This is a genomic window from Rhizobium sp. NZLR11 (assembly GCF_019685115.1).
In the GTDB taxonomy this organism is placed as follows: Bacteria; Pseudomonadota; Alphaproteobacteria; order Rhizobiales; family Rhizobiaceae; genus Rhizobium.
In genome coordinates this window covers 334,846-351,669 of record NZ_JABDWD010000001.1, presented here as the reverse complement: position 1 = coordinate 351,669, position 16,824 = coordinate 334,846, and the positions used below count along the sequence as shown (strand labels likewise).

Here is a 16,824-nt window from a genome sequence, read left to right as displayed (position 1 = left end):
TTCACTTCGATCCCGTGGGCTTCAAACCGGCGCGCTGCAGATAATCACTGAGAATTTCAGGCGGCGGACCTGCGGGCGGTGGTGACAATCCAACTACCGATGGCCTGACAATGAGCGTCGGTGCGTCCGCCGGTGCGCGCGCTTCCAGGAGATAAGAGCCTGCGGCAAGCTGCTTCAGCTGATTGACGCCGTCGCCAAGCACTTGGCCTTTGGCATCCAGCAGCCGGCCGATGGCAAGGTCCGGATCGGAACGCAGGCCGACACCGATATTGCCGCTATTCCTAACCTCGAAGCCGAACAGGGCTGTCGCGCCCGGTGCGAGCACAACCGGGGCTCCGATGCCGTCACCTGCCGGAACGACCGGTGTTGCCGTCATATCCAGACTGCCCGATAAGGGTCCCTCATGCGTGGAATAGAGTGTCAGGACAGCCTCGCCCGCCGCAAGATAGCGATGGAATTCCGCTCCCGTTGGAAACAGCTGCAGGTCGCGGTGACCATCTTGCTCCAGGCCGACAATGACCGGGGCGTCGGTGCTGACGTCAAGCACCATCGGTTGGACCGGGTTAAGACGGAAGGCCATAGCCTCACCCTCAAGCGTCACGCTCTGCGGCAGGGTCATCGATTTTGGTTCGGGCTTCGGCCAGGGCGACTTGCCATCGCGTTCCAGCCACAGCGCTACGAGACCGGCACCATGATCGACGATCAGCTGGCCGGGTCCAGTCACGGAAATCCTGTCGCCACGCGAGACCCGACCGTCGGGGCCGATGAAGGTCGCCGCGCCGCCGGAGACGTTCAGGACATCTCCTTTCATGGCATCAACCGCGATTTCTTCCGATCCGACCGTGCCGAAGAACCGGCGCTTGATCTGATCACTGCTGAGCGTAACGGCTTGTCCCGGCGACAGGCTGACGCGCGCCGAGCCGGCATCACCCGTCAGGTTGACGAGCCAGATCTCTTCGGCCGACGTCGCGATGCTGCGCGACAGGGGAGCCGCGCCGGACCAGACGTTCAACAATTGCGAGGCTGAAGGAGTGGAGACGACGGCGATCCCCGGCGCCAGGTCGAGGGTGAGCCGTTTCACCCCTGGTGCCAGCTTCACCGGCCGCGCGCTGAAGGCTGGAATGGTCGCCGTCAAGGTGCCATTCAGCTGCACCGCCTCGAGTTCGGCTGCATCGATTGGCTTAAGCCGCATCTGCAGGCTGTCATCGCTTGCGGCGTTCCAGATATGCAGATCCTGATTATCGGAGAGGGCGACCGCACTGTTGAGGCTGATGCCCATGCCGCGTCCGGCCGTCAGGCCCGGCTGTCCAAAAGCCGAATCCGCGCGCCACATTCTTACTTTGCCCGGCAAAGGCGGTGCGGCTGGGATAATTGCCTGATCTCCTGGCGCAAGCGTCAGCGCGATTTCTGCTTTGGGCTGTGCTGGGTTTACCTGCGCATGGCTCGTAGTGCGGGAGACCAGCCATAAACGATCCGATTGCGGAGCAAAAAGTCCCGGCATGGCCGCCGTGAGCGGACGGTCCGCAGTTGCGCCGACAAGCAGATCCGCAGCAGCGCCGAGGTCGACGAGACCGGCCGACGGGGCATGTGCGAGAGCAACGTTCAGGGAGAGATCAAGGCCATCGATGGCCACGGGCTCCAAGGCAATGTCGCCGGGCTCGCGCATATCGCGGGTAATGCTGCGCGCGGCGATTTTGATCGGTGCTGTTCCACCATCAAGGGTCCAAACCGATGCGCGCCATTGGATATCTCCCTCAGACGCCGGCCAGGCGATCAGCGGCGTGCGGCCACGGGCAAAGGCTTGCGGCTTCCAACTGCCGTCGGCGTCTCGTTTTTCGACCGAGAGAACCAGGTCACTGGTGGACTGGGCTACGACCAGCGCAAGTTGATCCTTCGTGTTGGCCGGCAAGGGAAACGTAAAGACGGAGGCGCCGTTGACCTCGGTGGTGCCGCTCTCGGTGAGTGCTGGCTGCGGCTGCTCCTGCGGCAGGGCAAACTGAACCTCGAGATCCCCAACATCGGCCTGATCGTCGCCTGGCTCCTGCTCACCGTCCCCGGAGTCTGTGTCTTGATCGTCGGAACTATCACCCGATTGGCTGCTGGCCGTACCCGACGCTGCCGCCTGATCAAGGGCCAGCGTATAGGATCCAGCCGGCAGAAGGGTGGAGAGCGCGATGTTCCAATCATCGCTGCGCCCCGTCAGGCGTTCGACGACGGTGCCATGCTCGTCCTTCAGCACGCCTTTGATTTCGCTGCGGCCGAACGTGCCGAGGCTGACGACACGGTCCTTGTCGACATTGAAGGAAAGCTCGGCGGGAAGGTTGACGAAGCGTGCTTCGCCCGGCTGCAAATCCTGGGTGTTCAGGGTAATCTGATAATCCAGTCGGTCATCATGGGCGAGGCTCATGAGATCAATGCGATAATGCCCGGCCTTCAACGTGCCGGTGAATTGGGGAGCGGCGACAAATCGGGCGATCTGGTCCTTGTCGTCGCGAAACAGAGCGCCGATCATGCCTTCGGTCAGGTCGATGCTGACATCGGCATCGGCAAGGAGATCAAACGTCCAGCTATCGGCAACGCGTGCATCACTTTTGCTCTGAGGCTCGCGCCACTGAAATGCTTGGGCTTGATTGAAGGCCAGCGGGTGTGGTCCGTGGCCCTGCAACTGCGGTGGGTCGATGACCGGTCTTAGCCGTGCGACAAACCGCGTGTCGACGTCGCGCGGCAGGATTACCAGGCGATAGTGCCCCGGGGTGAAATCCTGACTGAGCGTGGAAAGCGGGCCTGGCGCGGTGAGCGGCCATCCCTCCGCATCCTCGAGACGCGCGGTAAGGTCTTCGCCAAGGGAATAGAGATCGAGCTGATACGTTCCTGCAGTTGCGATCTCGATCGGCACGATGGCGCCGCGTCCGCCTGAGAGGGCCCCTCGGCTGGTGCCATCGGCGACCAGGCTTGCCGCGGTCAACAGCGAGGCCGGCGTAACGGAAACGCCAAGATGGCCGGAGGAATTCTGGGCGGAGACGTCGATCTGATAGGTCCCCGCGCGCAGATAGGTTTGCAGCAGCGCATTGTGGCCACCGCCATTGTCCGAAGCTTCCCCCAGTCCCGGCAGGAATGATGTGCCAAGGCTCAGTGATGTCTGCAAACGCCCAAGGGTTTCGATGCGGTAAAGCCCGCCCTCGGCAACCTCGAGCCGGTAGGATTTCTGTGCGTTTTCGGCGAGATCGAGAAACTGGCTTCGGCCGGCAATCAACGGGGATGCGGGGGTCTGCGGTGCGATTTTCTGCGCCGCAGCAGCATCCGGCTGCCAGCTGACGACGATGGACCGGGCAGCGGCAGGGGCGGGGAAGCGCAGGGTCAACGTCCGGCCTTTTGCGTCGACGCGCTGGTTGCTGGTCGCAAAAGCGACGGATGTATTGTGCATGTCGACGGCGGCGATCGTTCCGCCGAGCGGCACGTGGATATCGATCTGCAGATCCGCTGCCGACGCCGGCCGCGACAGGGCGTTCGCATCGTCATTCGCGGCGCCTTTGGCCCGCGGCACGGGCGCCGGAATATTGGACATCGGCTGATCCGGCAAGGACTCCCGCAACGCCGAAGCATCGGTGGGCTGCCAAAGCGCCAGTGGTCGCCCCTGCAGATCGGCGGGCAGTGCCACCGCACGAGGTCCCGTCAGCAAACCGGGCGCGGCATTGGTGATGATCTGGTAGCGTGTGGCCTTTTCGGCTTCGCGGATGCCAAAGGAAATAGTGGTGCGTGCCGGAGCGGCGGGTTGGACCGGTGGGACGAGGCCCGGCGTGCCGAAGGAAAGGTCGAGGATGCCGACGGCATTGTTGTCAGGCAGCAGTCGCAGCAGATAATAGCCGGCGTCAAGATCGAAACGATCGGCATTGCGGCCATCGGCGCGCGGGGCATTGCCGACCAGAACCGGGCTGATGTCGGCATGCAGCGCAACGCCTGATGTGCGGATCGCGATCTGGCCTGCTTGCGTCATCTCGAACAGCAGCGATGTCGGCCCGCGCAAATTGAAGCGCCGCCGCCAAGCCTGGCCCGGGCCCAAATGAGGCAAGTCGGACGCGACGATGGTGGCTTTGCCACTGCTATCCTGGCGCACCAGCAAGGCCGTGGCCGGAATTTCATCGCCGCCTTCGCCGGCAACGTCGAGACTGATGAGATTGGGTACTGAGCCTTTAAATTGGGTCTCGGTGCTGAACCGAAGCCCCCGGAGCTGGAAATGCTGGCCTTCATAACCCGAGACTTCGACAATGCTCGGCTGGCTGTCTGACGAAAGCGAAAGCGTGGCTGTCGGTTCACGGCTAGCCTTGTCGATCGCGGCACTCTGAAAAGCTGTCGCCGTGCCGGAAATCCGACCGGCCCGGAGCACCGCCGGCGCCGATTGCGGCAGTTCCAGACGGAAAGTATCGAGATCTGCCGGCGCCTCAAAACGTATCGAGCCGAAAGGCCCGATGACATTTTCGGCAATCCCTCCGGCCAGCGAGATCTGCGTGCCGGCGCGAATGTGGAATGGCTCTGCGGCGTCCGAGTTGGTCCAGACAAGCTTCTGGCCGCCATAGGCCGTCACGAGGTAGCGGCCGGGCTCGACCGTTCCCGTCAGCGCGGCCCGGGTCATGGGGAGGCCCGGCTTCAGTTCGAAGATCGACATTTTCGGCGAGAGAGCGGCAATATCGCTGCCGTTTCGCCACAAGCGCAGATCCTGAAGCGAGCGTCCAACCGCCTCGATCTCGATGCGCCCGGAATCGGGAATGTCGATCCAATAGGATCGTTGTTGCAGATCGCTTAGATCGGCATGGATTGAAGTGGCGGAGGTCAAAGCGGCGTCGGGCTGTTCAAGCTCCTGATAGGCTTGTGCGGTAAGCTTGACGTCGCCGGCGGCTCCCTTGGCACCGAACACACGGATCTTGTAGGTGCCTTTGTCGAGCAGCGCATCGATCCAGCCGTCGCTGACGCCAGCTGCGCCCATGCGGTCCCCCGGGCCTGCGATCATATCGATGAGTTGCAGCGCCACACCCGAGGTGCTCTGCGTACGGATAGTGATATGGCCGGGCGTGTCGACGGTCAGCAAGGTGCTGCCATCTCGATCGGCAGGCAATTGATCGAACGCCAGATGCGGCTGCAACACAAGCCGGGGCAGGGCTTTTATAGGCGCGGGTTGAGAGGCTACGGCAGCCGACGGGGCTGATATGTCTTGTGCCGCCGCTGGCTGTGTCTCCGGCGCAGTTGATGGCGCAGGCTCGACGGCCTGGGCAGATTCAGGAGGCTTCTGGCTGGGAGAAGCGCTTGCTGCCGCAAGTGCCGCAAGACGCGCCTGGTAGCGTGTTGTCAGGCATGCCGACAGCCGGACCGGATCGGTGTCAACACAGGATTTATTGCGGTCAGCCAACCAGCGGCGCTGTTGCTGGCGTAGATCGTTCAGCTTTGCCGGGTCGCCGTTGAGATCGGTCAATGCCTGCCGATAGGAGGCCGCCAAGGCGGTGTCCTGAGCAATCAAGGCAGGGGAGGCACAAATCGCCTTTTCAATGGCGAACTGCGCCTTGCCGCAATCAAAGGATTGCGCGTGGGAGGCCGCTGAGAAAAGACAGCCACTGAGGGCAGCAAGCAAACGCAGGCGAGAGACGAAAGCCATGGATTACTCGTTTTTTTAAGTGGCCGGCACGCTAGTCAATATGAACTATCCTCGATCAAGACAAGAGTGCGGTTGCAGAAGCCGAGAACCGCAACGCGCTAAATGTTTGACGGCGGGACTGCGGAACCTTCCGGCTTCGTCGAAGGCAGTTCCTATGCCTGTTACGGTAGCTGGTGTATTGTCACATTCGAAACGACGTTCCGCGCGATCTCGCAGAGATGCCAGTGATGCGTGAGGTAGATGACCTGTCCGACCTTTGCCATTTCGCCGAGAAGGCGGAAGACTTCTTCGGATCGAGGATTGTCGAAGCTCTCCATAATGTCGTCGGCGACGAAGGGCACGGGCGGGCGAAGCGCTGCGAATTCCTCATAGCCTGCAAGCCGAAGCGCGAGATAGAGCTGGAACTGCGTGCCCGTCGACATCGCGTCCGCAAGCTTCGAGCCGGCATCGCGTGACACGCCGATCAGTATTTCCTTGTCGCGGTCAGGCTGGGTCGTCAGGCCGGAATAGTTGCCGCCGGTGATCAGGCGGAAGGCTTCCGATGCGCGTTTCATCATCGAGCTGCGATGTTTCTCGCGATAGATATGCAGCGCCTGCTCGGCCGCGAGCGCGCCGGCACGCAGCGTCAGATGCCGCACGGCCAGTTCCTCGATCTCAAGGAAGATGGTTCGCCGCTTGGCCTCGATCCGCGCCACCGCGTCGTCTCCGCCGACGGCCTCGAGCTTCTGCCGTGCCAGCGACATGTCGGAATAGAGAAGCTTCGCCCGCTCGGTGAGATCCTCGATCCGAGCGCCAAGCTCCATTGCATTGCGCTCGACGGCATCGGCGTCGATATCGGCAAGGCGCCGTTCGGCCTCGGCGAAACTCGCAGCCCGCAAGGCCTCGGTGATCTGGCCGCGCAAGGTGGCGGCCCGCTCCTCCAGCCGGTCCCGCTCTCGGGCCTGGTTCAAAAATGTTTCGACTGAAGCAAGCGAGTCCGCGCCGAAATAGCTGGTCAGTTCGTTCTTGCGGGCATTGTGAACGGCCAGTTCCTCCTCCAGCGCCCGTCGTTTCTCCCATTGTTGTTCGAGATCCGCCTGCCGGTCTGCCCGAAGCTGAGCCGCGCGCCGCGCTGCCTCATGACGTTCCACGAGCGTATTGGCGGAGGCGATCGTATCCGCCGCCGACTGGCTGAGGCCGCAGTCTGCGAGAAGACCGGCAATATCCGCGCGGAATTGCTCCTGGTCGCGCTCCATCGCGGCAACGCGGCTTGCGAGGTCATGCCGCTCCTTCAGGATGGCTGGCAGCGTGCCCAGCACGTCCAGTATGGCGCGGACGGCGGCCATAGAGCCGGCCTTGTCGGCAAACCAGGTTCGCGACAGCGCCTCCGCCCATTCCCGGTCCCAGGCCGCTATGGTGGCTTCCGCCTCCTGCTGGTCGCGCTCGCGTTCCCTGACATCGCGGCTGAGGTCACCGATTGCCTTCTCATGCGCCTGCCGCGCCGCCAGCTCGGCTTTGCCGGCAGCGAGCATTTCATTCGCAGCCTGCATCAGGTCGGCGACCGGCAGATGGTCGGCGTCACCACGACCGGCATCCGCAAGGCCGGCCGCAAGTGTCGCGGCATGCCTGTTCAGTTCGAGGCGAAGCGCGGCCAATGCGTCTTCGGCTCGCTGCAGATCGTCCCGGGCGGCCAGCGCCGCGGCCCGCTTGGTGCTCCATGCCTCGAGTGTTGCAATGCGCGCCGCAGCTTCGGCGTCATATTCGATCGCGCCGGGCAGCAGGCCACGGATGCGCTCGGCAAGCGCATCATGTTCGTCGCGCGCCTCGGCGAGCAGTTCCCTTTGCCGTTCGTTCGCTGCAGCCGTTGCCGCTTCCGTCTGGCGGAGTTGGCGAAGCTCGGCCAGTTCCTGCGCCCGCGACAGCCGGCCGGCGGACAACATGTCGTCCTGGCGCATCCGATCCTCGAATGTCCGGGCCGTGGCGGCATTCAGGCTGGCAAGATGCGCCTGCCAGGCGGCATCGCGTTCATCGCGTCGCCTCGTGGCCTCGCTATCGTCGATCGAACCGCCGGCGACGAAGGCCGCGATCCGGGCTTTGGTCAGCGCCTGTTCGGTGCCGAGATCGCGCAACCGGGCCTGGTGATCGGCGATCCGCTTGTCGATCGAGGTCGCCTGGCCACGCCAGGCCTCGATCTGGCGAGGCTCCGCCGCGGGCGTCCGTTGCAGCGCCGCGGCATCGCCGGTCCAGGGTGCGAGCTGTGCAAACTGGTTCTCCTGTATTCGCTTCACTTGGACAAGTGTACGTTCTTCCAAGGTGAGCCGCACTGCCAGATCAGACCCCGTGAGCCGGCTCAGGGCGGCCTCGATGCGGCCAAGACGCGCGGGATCTGGGACCGCAGCTGCATTTTTCCAGCCGCCTTCCTCGCCCAGCCTTTCGAGATTCTCGCGCGCTCGCACCCGTTCGCGACCCGCGGCAGCCAGTTTCGCCTCGACGCCGGAGCGTCGTTCGATGAGATCGCGGACGGTGCCGATCAGCGAGGCGGGCAGCAGCAGTGCTTCGGGCGTCGCATGGCCCGGCTGTTCGAGATCGGCCAGAAGCCGGACCAGCACACCGTCCTGTTCGGCCAGCGCCCGCCGGCGCTTCGGCAGGTCGCTGTCGGCCGCGAGATGGCGAATCCGCCCCTGGTCCAGCAGGTCCATATGCGCAGTTAGCGTCAGCGCCTTGTGATCGATGGCGATCGCCTCGATCTCGTCTGTAAGCTGGCGCAGCGTGCGGTCGGCGATTTCGACAAGCGCCTGCAGCCGCGTCTCATCGCGGGAAAGCTGCGGCAGGAGCGCGAACCATTCGGACGGCGGCCGCGGCAGATCGCCCATGTCGGCCGCATCTGTGTCCAGCCGCCGGAGCTCCAGCGCCGCGGGCAGGGCGCCGAGAAGGCGCGTCAGTTCCTGATGCCGGGCCTTGGCCTCGGCCAGTTCTCGCGTGGTCGCGATATAGGCGGCATCGGCCTGCTCATGGGTCGATTTCAGCGCCGAGTAGGCGGAGGCCAATGTGTCGATGGCATTGCGCTCGGCCTTCAACGCTTCGAGCGCGCGCTTGAGTTCGGCAAGCTTCGTGCTCGACGACCGCTTCCTATAGATCACATTGGCTTCGTCGGCGGCGGAAACCAGCGAACGGCTTAAGCCTGCGAGGCCGGAACTTGCCGAGAATAACAACTCGCCAAGCTCGCCCTTGCTCTGGATGATGGCGTTGCCGCCCTCTTTCAGCGACTGGTCGTCGAGTGAGAACATCGTGCGATAGGCCTCGCGGCCGATGCCGCCGAGTGCGCCGGCCAGGAGCGCCTCGTTCACAGCTTGCCCCCGATCGTCGACGAGGCTGCCGGTCCGGAGCTTGAGCCGCGCCAGCTCGTATTCCTCGCCATCGAATTCCAGTCGGGCGCCGACCTTCATCGTGTTGTATGGATGCAGGAAATTGTAGGTGCTGCGCTCACCTATGCCGAAGAGCAGATCGAGATAGGCGGCGAAGGTGGTCGACTTGCCCGCTTCGTTCAGGCCATAGACGATGTGCAAGTCGGGCGAACCCGGACGGACCGCGCCGAAATCGATCGAGTGGTCGGTGAACTTGCCATAGCGGGTGAGGTCCAGCCGTCGGAGGCGCATCAGCTTTCCGCCCGGTCCGCGGCCTTCATCCGGGCGGCAATGTCCTCGGCGCCGTCGGTGAGAAGGCTGTCGATGAAGCGTTCGAAGCCCGCCTCGTCAAGCCCGGCGAATGCTCGGCTCTCGGGCGGCAGGTCGGCGAGCAGGTCGCGAACCACCTCCCTGATATCGTCGCGAAACCCGCTGCGGGCGATGACCTCGTCCCGCATCAACGCACCGAGTTCGACGACGGGATCGGCGGCGGAAGCATCTGCGAGGGGCAAGGGTGCTTCGAAGGCGAGTTCCAGCTTCTCGATCCAGGTCCGGCCGATCCGGTCGCCGCGCTGCTCGGCTTCCGCTTGCATGAGGTCGATGTCACGCCGAAGCTGCCAGGCAAGCTGGGTGCGGCCGGAAAGCCTCAGGCGCGCGACGAGATGCGCCGAGGCCGTGCGGTCGCGCTGTGCTGTCAGTGCCGCTTCGATCGCCATAGCCGCATCACGCCAATCATCGACACCCGTCAGATCGACATCGACCCGCTCGAACTGCGCGACGCTGGTGAGCCGCTCCTCGACCGCCACGGTCCGGTCGTCCGCCACGGTCACCAGCGATACGGTCTTGACGCCCGACTCGTTGATGTCGCGGCCCTGCGGCATACCAGGCATGATGACCGTCGCCGTGCCGGGATGCTGGCTGCGCTGGTGAAGATGGCCGAGCGCCCAGTAGTCGAATCCCGAGGCGTGAAGGTCGAGCACGTTGCAGGGCGCATAGACGTCATGTCCGGCGGATCCGGCGAGACTCGTATGCATGATGCCGATATTGACCGCGCCCGTCACCGGCGGCTTGAACTTCGGCAGAAGCGAGTCTGGCGCTTGCGGCTTGGCGAAGCTCAGGCCGTGGATCGCGACCGACAGGTTACCCTTCGTGGCCTCCACGATCTCGGCGTGGCCGCCGAAGATCTTCAGCGTATCGGGCATCACCAGTTCCTTGGCGATCTTCGACATCGCATCGTGATTGCCGCGGATCTTGAAGACGTGAATCCCCGCTCGGTGCAACCGTTCCAGCTGGCTTGCCAGGAAGCGTGCCGTCTTCATCGACGTCTGATCGCCATCATAGAGATCGCCGGCGATGACGAGCGCATCGACCTGTTCCTCAAGGCACAGGTCGACGATCGCCACCAGCGCCTGCCGGCTGGCGTCGCTCACGAGATCGGCCAGTTCCGCATTGCGAAGAGCCAGGGAACGCAGGGGAGAGTCGAGATGGAGATCGGCAGTGTGGACGAAACGATAGGCCATGAATACAGAAATGGTGTTGCGATAGGACGGTGTAGCAGCTGCCGGCTGACAGATAAACGCGCGATTGTTGTCGCTTGGCAGTAAAAGGTGAGAATGTGCAGCGAGCGTCGATGGCCATGACGGCAGTGGTCTCGTCGCGATCGCAGCCTTTTGGTCGGGCGGCGGCAAAATGGGCCGGCATTGCCGGCCCATCCACAATCACTGCTGCTCGATCGGCGTCGGCACCGCAGCCGGTGAAGCCGGCCGTCCAAGCCGATCGGCGACCAGCATCGACAGCATCATTTCGACGAGACCATTGGTGGCGCCCTTTTCGCCGCCACCGCCGACCTGAATCTGCGGCACGAGCGGCAGCCTGCCGTTTTCGATTGCTTCGGCAAACCGCATGAGGACTTGCGAGTGGAGCTGATAGTCCGGTCCACCGAAGGCCGCGACCTTCTTCTCCGTCGCCTCGGCTTCCGCCAAGCCGATGGCGCGCACCTTTTGGGCATCGGCAAAACCGGTCGCCTTGATGCGTTCGGCATCGGCAAGCGCGATGGCCTTGATCCGGTCGGCTTCGCCGAGGCCGGCGAGGCGCACCTTCTCAGCTTCGGCCTTGGCTGTGACCTGAATGGTCTCTGCCTGCTGACGGGTGCGGGCGAGTTGCGCCTTGCCTTCGTTCTCGCTGATCTCGATGGTGAGTGCTGATGTCGTGATCTTGGCCTGCTGTTCGGCCAGCGCTTCCTTCTCGCGCAATGTGCGCTCCTGGACCGCCGCGGCTTCCTGCAACTTATAGGTCTCGACCTTTTCAACGGCGATCTGACGTTCGCGCAGCTGGATCAGGATCTGCTCGATGCTGTTCTGGCCATTGTTGGCCCGCGGCGTACCGATCAGCACTTCCTGCAGTTCGAGGCTGTAGGAGGTAAACTTCTCGCGCATTTCGTCGCCGGATTTGCGCTGGATTTCGCTGCGTTCCTGCAGCAGTTCGATCAATGTCTTGGTCTGGGCGATATTCTTGAAATAGGCCGAGACCATCGGATCGAGCGTCTGTTCGACCAGCCGTTTGATATCGCCGAAACGCTGCACGACGAGGGGCGCCTTCATATAATCGATATGCACGACGACCGAGAGCGGCAGCACGGGTTCGAACGCGTCCTTGGTGATCAGCGATACTTCGGAAAGATTCTCATCCAGCCTGTGCTCGCCGAACTGTTCCTTCGTCCACTTCAGCACGAAGTTGGTGGTTGGCACGATGATGATATTGCCGGCAAAGGTATTGAACGCATATTTGCCCGGCAGAAGCGGCGTCGACCAGACACCGCGTGCGCCTGTCTCGACCAATTCGCCATGACGATAGGATTGGCCGGAAATATCGGCGCTTCGCCGGCCGGTATAGGAGACGACGACACCCACCGTGCCAACGTCGATGATCGTCTTCTCCACAAGTTCGACGGTCGCGAAGATGCGGTTGAGGAAATAACTGCCATCGGCAAGCACCTGCAATTGCCGGCCGCGATAACCGCCGGCATTGAGAAACTTCTCCGGATCCTGAAAATTATTGTGGAAGTTCGGATCCTTTGGGTTGTTGGCAACAGTCGGCGCAATGATCTCGCCATCCGGCAGCGCCGGACCGTCATGGATGGTGACGATGCCGATCAGGTCCTCGGCGTCGTGAATGACGACGGGCTCGAAGCCATTCCGCTCGCTAATCAGCGTCGACATGTCGGCAAACAGTCTTTGTTCCGACGCGTTCAGGTTGACGGCGTAGTTCGATTGTGCGGTCAGCACGATGAACTGCACGAGATTAATGGCATAGGTGCCTTCGCGCAGGATCTTGCGTTGTGGCCCCTTCTGGCCGCCCTTTGTGAGAAAGCCGCGCACATCCTGAAAATCACCGGCTTCGATATTCGAAGCAAGCGTCTGGGTCGGCGGCAACGGCTCGCCGTCACGGGCGAAGACATAGCCGATCTGGCCCTGCGGAATGGTTACGAGATTGGCGCGATGCATCGAATATTGGAACGGCATGAAGAAATGCAGGCCGCCGCGCACGACTTCCGGCTGGAAGCCGGCCTCACCGTAGAGCGCAATGAAGCCATTCTCAACGGAGCCGCGAAAACTCCATAGCTTTTCGAGAATGCCGAGCCTGTCGTTGGGGATATAGCGGATCACGCCGCTCCACCGGAACAGGATTGCCACCACGATGATCGGGACGGCGATTTCGATCGCCTTCCACCCCATCGGACCAAGATATTGCAGGTTTTCCATCTTTTCTCTCGTATGGGCGCACGGGTTCGTCCACCCGATGGCCGCCCGGTTGGTGTTGGTTGATAAGACGGGGAGATGGCGCGCCTATTTGCTCGAGGCACTACAGCGCCGCGCGTCTTTTCCGACGCGCAAAGGACGTTGTAGCACTTTGAATTGCTGCATAATTTTGTCCTTGGATCGATTCCGATCTAAGGAATTATGCAGTAAAGGTGCATCGAACGCTTGGGCTGCTCATTGTCTGGGAAAAATGACCTCGCGTCCCAAGTCCCCAATGAGGGGCGGCGTGGTCGTGAATGCTCTCACATCGGTGTCGCCTTGATAGACATGACGATGGACGACGTAATGATTGCGCCTATAGGTTTAAAGACGTCCAATGCGGAAATCGGATAAGTACTTCCGACGATTTTGGTATTTCGAGCATTCAATTCTTCTAAATTATACCTGGCTCTCGAAATCCACATAAATAAAGGGGCTTTTGGTTTCTTCGATAACTCAAGAAATCGAAATTCGGTTCCGGCTTCTCGATCCCCCGATCAGCGGCATGCGTCGCGCTTGGTCGCGCTCCAGACAGAGACCGTGCTGCCCTTGCTTGATGCGCTATGACCGATCCGCATTTGTAAAGGCGTCGAAGATCGCGCGATGTCCGGCATCGTTCCGATGGACCATATCGGCGGAGGTCAGGTCGCCATCGCCGTGCGCCTTCATGTTTTCGTAGACAGGTGCATAGAAGAGCGAGAAGCGTCGCGCCAGCTTGCGCACGACTTCGACATACCCTTCGAAACCCATGCGCGTCTGGCTCGTGAAGCCGGTGCTGCCGACTAAGAACCCGGCATCCGGGAGGTAGGGTGGGCTGCCGATCGCCAGCCGTTCCGCGTGCCCCGCCGCGATCAACTTTTCCAGCATCGTCGCGTAGTCGCGGCTGAAGTTTCGGACGTTCATTGTGTCGGGAGCGGCGGTATAACGGGCGTCGTTATAGCCGTACAAGATGAGGATCGCATCACGGTGCGGCGCATCCAGAAGCACTTTCTCGAAACGGCCGATGCCATTGTCCGGTCGCGGGTTTCCGTCCGCCAGCTGAGATCCTTGCAGCACGGTGCCGGGGATGGCGTGGTTGCGGATCGGGAGACAGTCGACTGCCTCGGCAAACAAAGCCGGCCAGGCAAGGTGCGGCTGGCTGGCGTTGAAGCCAGCGGTGATGCTGTCGCCAAACACGCGCATGCCGGAAATTCCAAGCGATCTCAAATGCTCTCCAAAACCCACCGATCTCCCCAAATTTTCGCGCTTGACAGCCGCCGTCCTCATCCTGTTAATACGTATTAGCTGCTAATACGTATTAACAGTCAAGAGTGGATCGGGAGAACACTGCGTGGCAAGTCCTAAGCGCTTGACTCAGCATGATATTGCCAAGCTTGCGGGCGTCAGTCAGGCAACCGTTTCGCTTGTGCTGAATGGCGCGCCGACCGCGCTTGCGCGTATCCCGCAGGAAACCCGCGAGCGCGTCCAACAGGTCATTCGCACGACTGGTTACGTTGCGGACCCGATCGCCCGACGGATGGCCAAAGGCCTCAACCGTATCCTCGGCGTCTTCACCTATGAACCGGCTTTCCCGAGCGAACAGGCAGACTTCTTCACGCCTTTCCTGCTCGGCATTGAGGAAGAGGCGCAGGCGCAGAACTACGACCTGTTGCTTCTGACCGGCGCCGGAGTCGGCAACGACCGCAAGATTTTTGCCGACGGCAACCGGTTGAGAATTGCCGACGGCTGCCTCGTGCTCGGCCGCGAATTCGACCGCGCGGAACTCAAGCGCCTGGTTTCCGGCGACTATCCCTTCGTGGCGATCGGCCGACGCGAGGACGCTGGCGGACCCGTTCCTTATGTTGGCGGCGACTACGCGACCGGCACCCGTGCGCTGGTCGAAAAGGCGAGGGCGCTCGGACATGAGAAGCTGGCCTATGTCGGCCCTAACGGATCGGCCGAATCCGTTGTCGACCGCTGGCACGGCTTTGCCGCGGCGGTTGCCGAGGGCGCCGAGTTGGTCTTGCATGTCGATGATGTCGGCAGGTCGGCCGGCGAAATTCTCGATACCATCCTTACCTGTGGCGCAACCGCCGTCTTCTTCGTCGAACTGGCGGACGCGGTGCGGGTCGAGGCGGTGGCCCGCGAGCGAGGGTTGTCGGTACCGGATGATTTTTCCGCTGTCGTGCTCGGCCGCCACGTGCGGGCCGGACGCAGCCATGTGCAGTTCACCTCCTTCAATATTCCTCGCGAAGAGATGGGGCGGCAGGCGACCGCCATGCTGGTGCGTCGCATCGAGGGGGCGATCCCGATTGAGCAAGTTCTTCTGACGTGTGAACCGGTCGAGGGCGAAACCCTCGGACCCGCAAAGAAACGGAATTGAGAACGTGAAAGAAATGCAAGCGGATATCCTGATTGTCGGCGGTGGTCTCGGTGGCGTGGCGGCTGCGCTTGGCGCCTGCCGGGCTGGCCGCAGTGTCATCATGACCGAGGAATTCGACTGGATCGGTGGTCAGTCGACCAGCCAGGGCGTGCCGTCGGACGAGCATAGCTGGGTCGAGCAGTTTGGCATCACTCGCTCGTATCGCAAGCTGCGCAACGGCATCCGCCAATATTACCGCGACAACTATCCGCTTACCGAAGGCGCGCGCGCCTGGGGCGACCTCAATCCCGGCGCCGGCTGGGTCAGCCGCATCTGCGCTGAACCGCGGGTCAGCCTGGCGGTGATGGAAGCCATGTTGATGCCCTATCGGGGTGCCGGCCGCCTGAAGTTGCTGCAGCCCTACCGTCCGGTCGGGGCCGATGTCGATGGTGATATGGTTCGTTCCGTCACCGTCCGTCACCGCGACACGGATCTGGAGATCACCATTTCCGCAGCTTATATCCTCGACGCCACCGAACTCGGCGACCTCTTGCCGATGACCGAGACGGAGTATGTGAAGGGTTTCGAGGCGCAATCCGACACCCGCGAACCGAGCGCGCCGCCTGAAGCCCAGCCGGATAACGTTCAAGCCGTGTCGGTCTGTTTCGCGGTCGATTGCGTGGATGGCGACCAGACGATCGACAAGCCGGAAAACTACGACTATTGGCGCGAATACCAGCCGCATTTCTGGGGCGGGCCGCTGCTCGGCTTCACCGCGCCGCATCCGCGCACGCTGGAATTCACGACACGCTCCTTCACGCCTAATGTTGACGATGATCCGCTGGCCGTCGATGCCGACCAGCGCAAGGGCGGTGGCGACGAAAACCTCTGGCTCTTTCGTCGCATCGCAGCCCGGCGCAACTTCCAGCCCGGTTTCTACCAGTCGGACATCTGCTTTGTGAACTGGCCGATGATCGACTACATGGACGGCACGATTATCGACGTATCGGAAGAGGAAAAAGCACAGCACCTGAAGTCGGCAGCCGACCTTTCCTATTCGGTCTTCTACTGGCTGCAGACGGAAGCGCCTCGTTTCGACGGCGGCCAGGGCTACCGCGGTCTCCGACTTCGCGGCGACATTGCCGGCACGGAACATGGTCTTGCCATGGCGCCCTATATCCGCGAAAGCCGCCGCATCAAGCCGGTCACTCGCATTGTAGAGCAGGACCTGTCTTATTCGGTGCGCGGCACAAAGGGCGCGGTCAACTACCGCGATAGCGTCGGCATCGGCATGTACCGCATCGACCTTCACCCCTCGACCGGCGGCGACAACTATATCGACGTGCCGTCCTGCCCGTTCGAGATCCCGCTTGGTTCACTCCTGCCGCAGCGAATGAAGAATCTCATTGCCGCCGGCAAGAACATCGGCACCACCCACATCACCAATGGCTGCTACCGCTTGCACCCTGTCGAATGGAACATCGGCGAAGCTGCCGGCATGCTGGCAGCCCATTGCCTGGAGAAGGGGCTTACGCCGCACCAGGTTCAGGAAAACGATGAGCAACTCCACGATTTCCAGCGGGAGCTTAGGCGCGAAGGCATCGAAATGCGCTGGCCGGACGTCTCGGCATACTGATTAACCCATCTTTGGAGGAGGAA

Annotated in this window: 7 protein-coding genes; 2 read left to right on the top strand and 5 right to left on the bottom strand. The window is 62.3% G+C overall.

Translation table 11 applies throughout. The features are described 5' to 3' along the window. Position 1 precedes the first annotated feature (1 nt). The 5 genes from HJB83_RS01615 to HJB83_RS01595 form a co-directional block, all read right to left on the bottom strand. Positions 2-5,644 carry a lysozyme inhibitor LprI family protein gene (locus HJB83_RS01615; protein WP_221131213.1) on the bottom strand — a complete coding sequence of 1,881 codons (5,643 nt, stop codon included), beginning with the start codon at positions 5,642-5,644 and terminating at the stop codon, positions 2-4. 161 nt (positions 5,645-5,805) lie between these two features. Then, positions 5,806-9,279 (bottom strand): AAA family ATPase, encoded by a 3,474-nt coding sequence (locus tag HJB83_RS01610; protein WP_221131212.1) that lies wholly within the window; start codon positions 9,277-9,279, stop codon positions 5,806-5,808. Continuing rightward, a complete protein-coding gene (locus HJB83_RS01605; RefSeq protein ID WP_207585741.1) occupies positions 9,279-10,547 on the bottom strand; it encodes a DNA repair exonuclease in 1,269 nt (422 codons plus the stop codon). The genes HJB83_RS01610 and HJB83_RS01605 overlap by 1 nt, the downstream gene beginning before the upstream one ends. A 198-nt stretch (positions 10,548-10,745) precedes the next feature. Next, the gene (locus HJB83_RS01600; protein WP_207585740.1) at positions 10,746-12,788 is read right to left on the bottom strand and encodes an SPFH domain-containing protein; all 2,043 of its coding nucleotides are present in this window, start codon (positions 12,786-12,788) and stop codon (positions 10,746-10,748) included. 597 nt (positions 12,789-13,385) lie between these two features. Beyond that, the gene (locus tag HJB83_RS01595) at positions 13,386-14,030 is read right to left on the bottom strand and encodes an SGNH/GDSL hydrolase family protein (RefSeq protein ID WP_259671243.1); all 645 of its coding nucleotides are present in this window, start codon (positions 14,028-14,030) and stop codon (positions 13,386-13,388) included. Between the two features lie 124 nt (positions 14,031-14,154). On the opposite strand from HJB83_RS01595, the gene HJB83_RS01590 reads away from it, so the two are divergent. Then, a complete protein-coding gene (locus tag HJB83_RS01590; RefSeq protein ID WP_221131210.1) occupies positions 14,155-15,186 on the top strand; it encodes a LacI family DNA-binding transcriptional regulator in 1,032 nt (343 codons plus the stop codon). Between the two features lie 13 nt (positions 15,187-15,199). Beyond that, positions 15,200-16,801 (top strand): FAD-dependent oxidoreductase, encoded by a 1,602-nt coding sequence (locus HJB83_RS01585; protein WP_221131285.1) that lies wholly within the window; start codon positions 15,200-15,202, stop codon positions 16,799-16,801. The last annotated feature ends 23 nt before the right edge of the window (positions 16,802-16,824 follow it).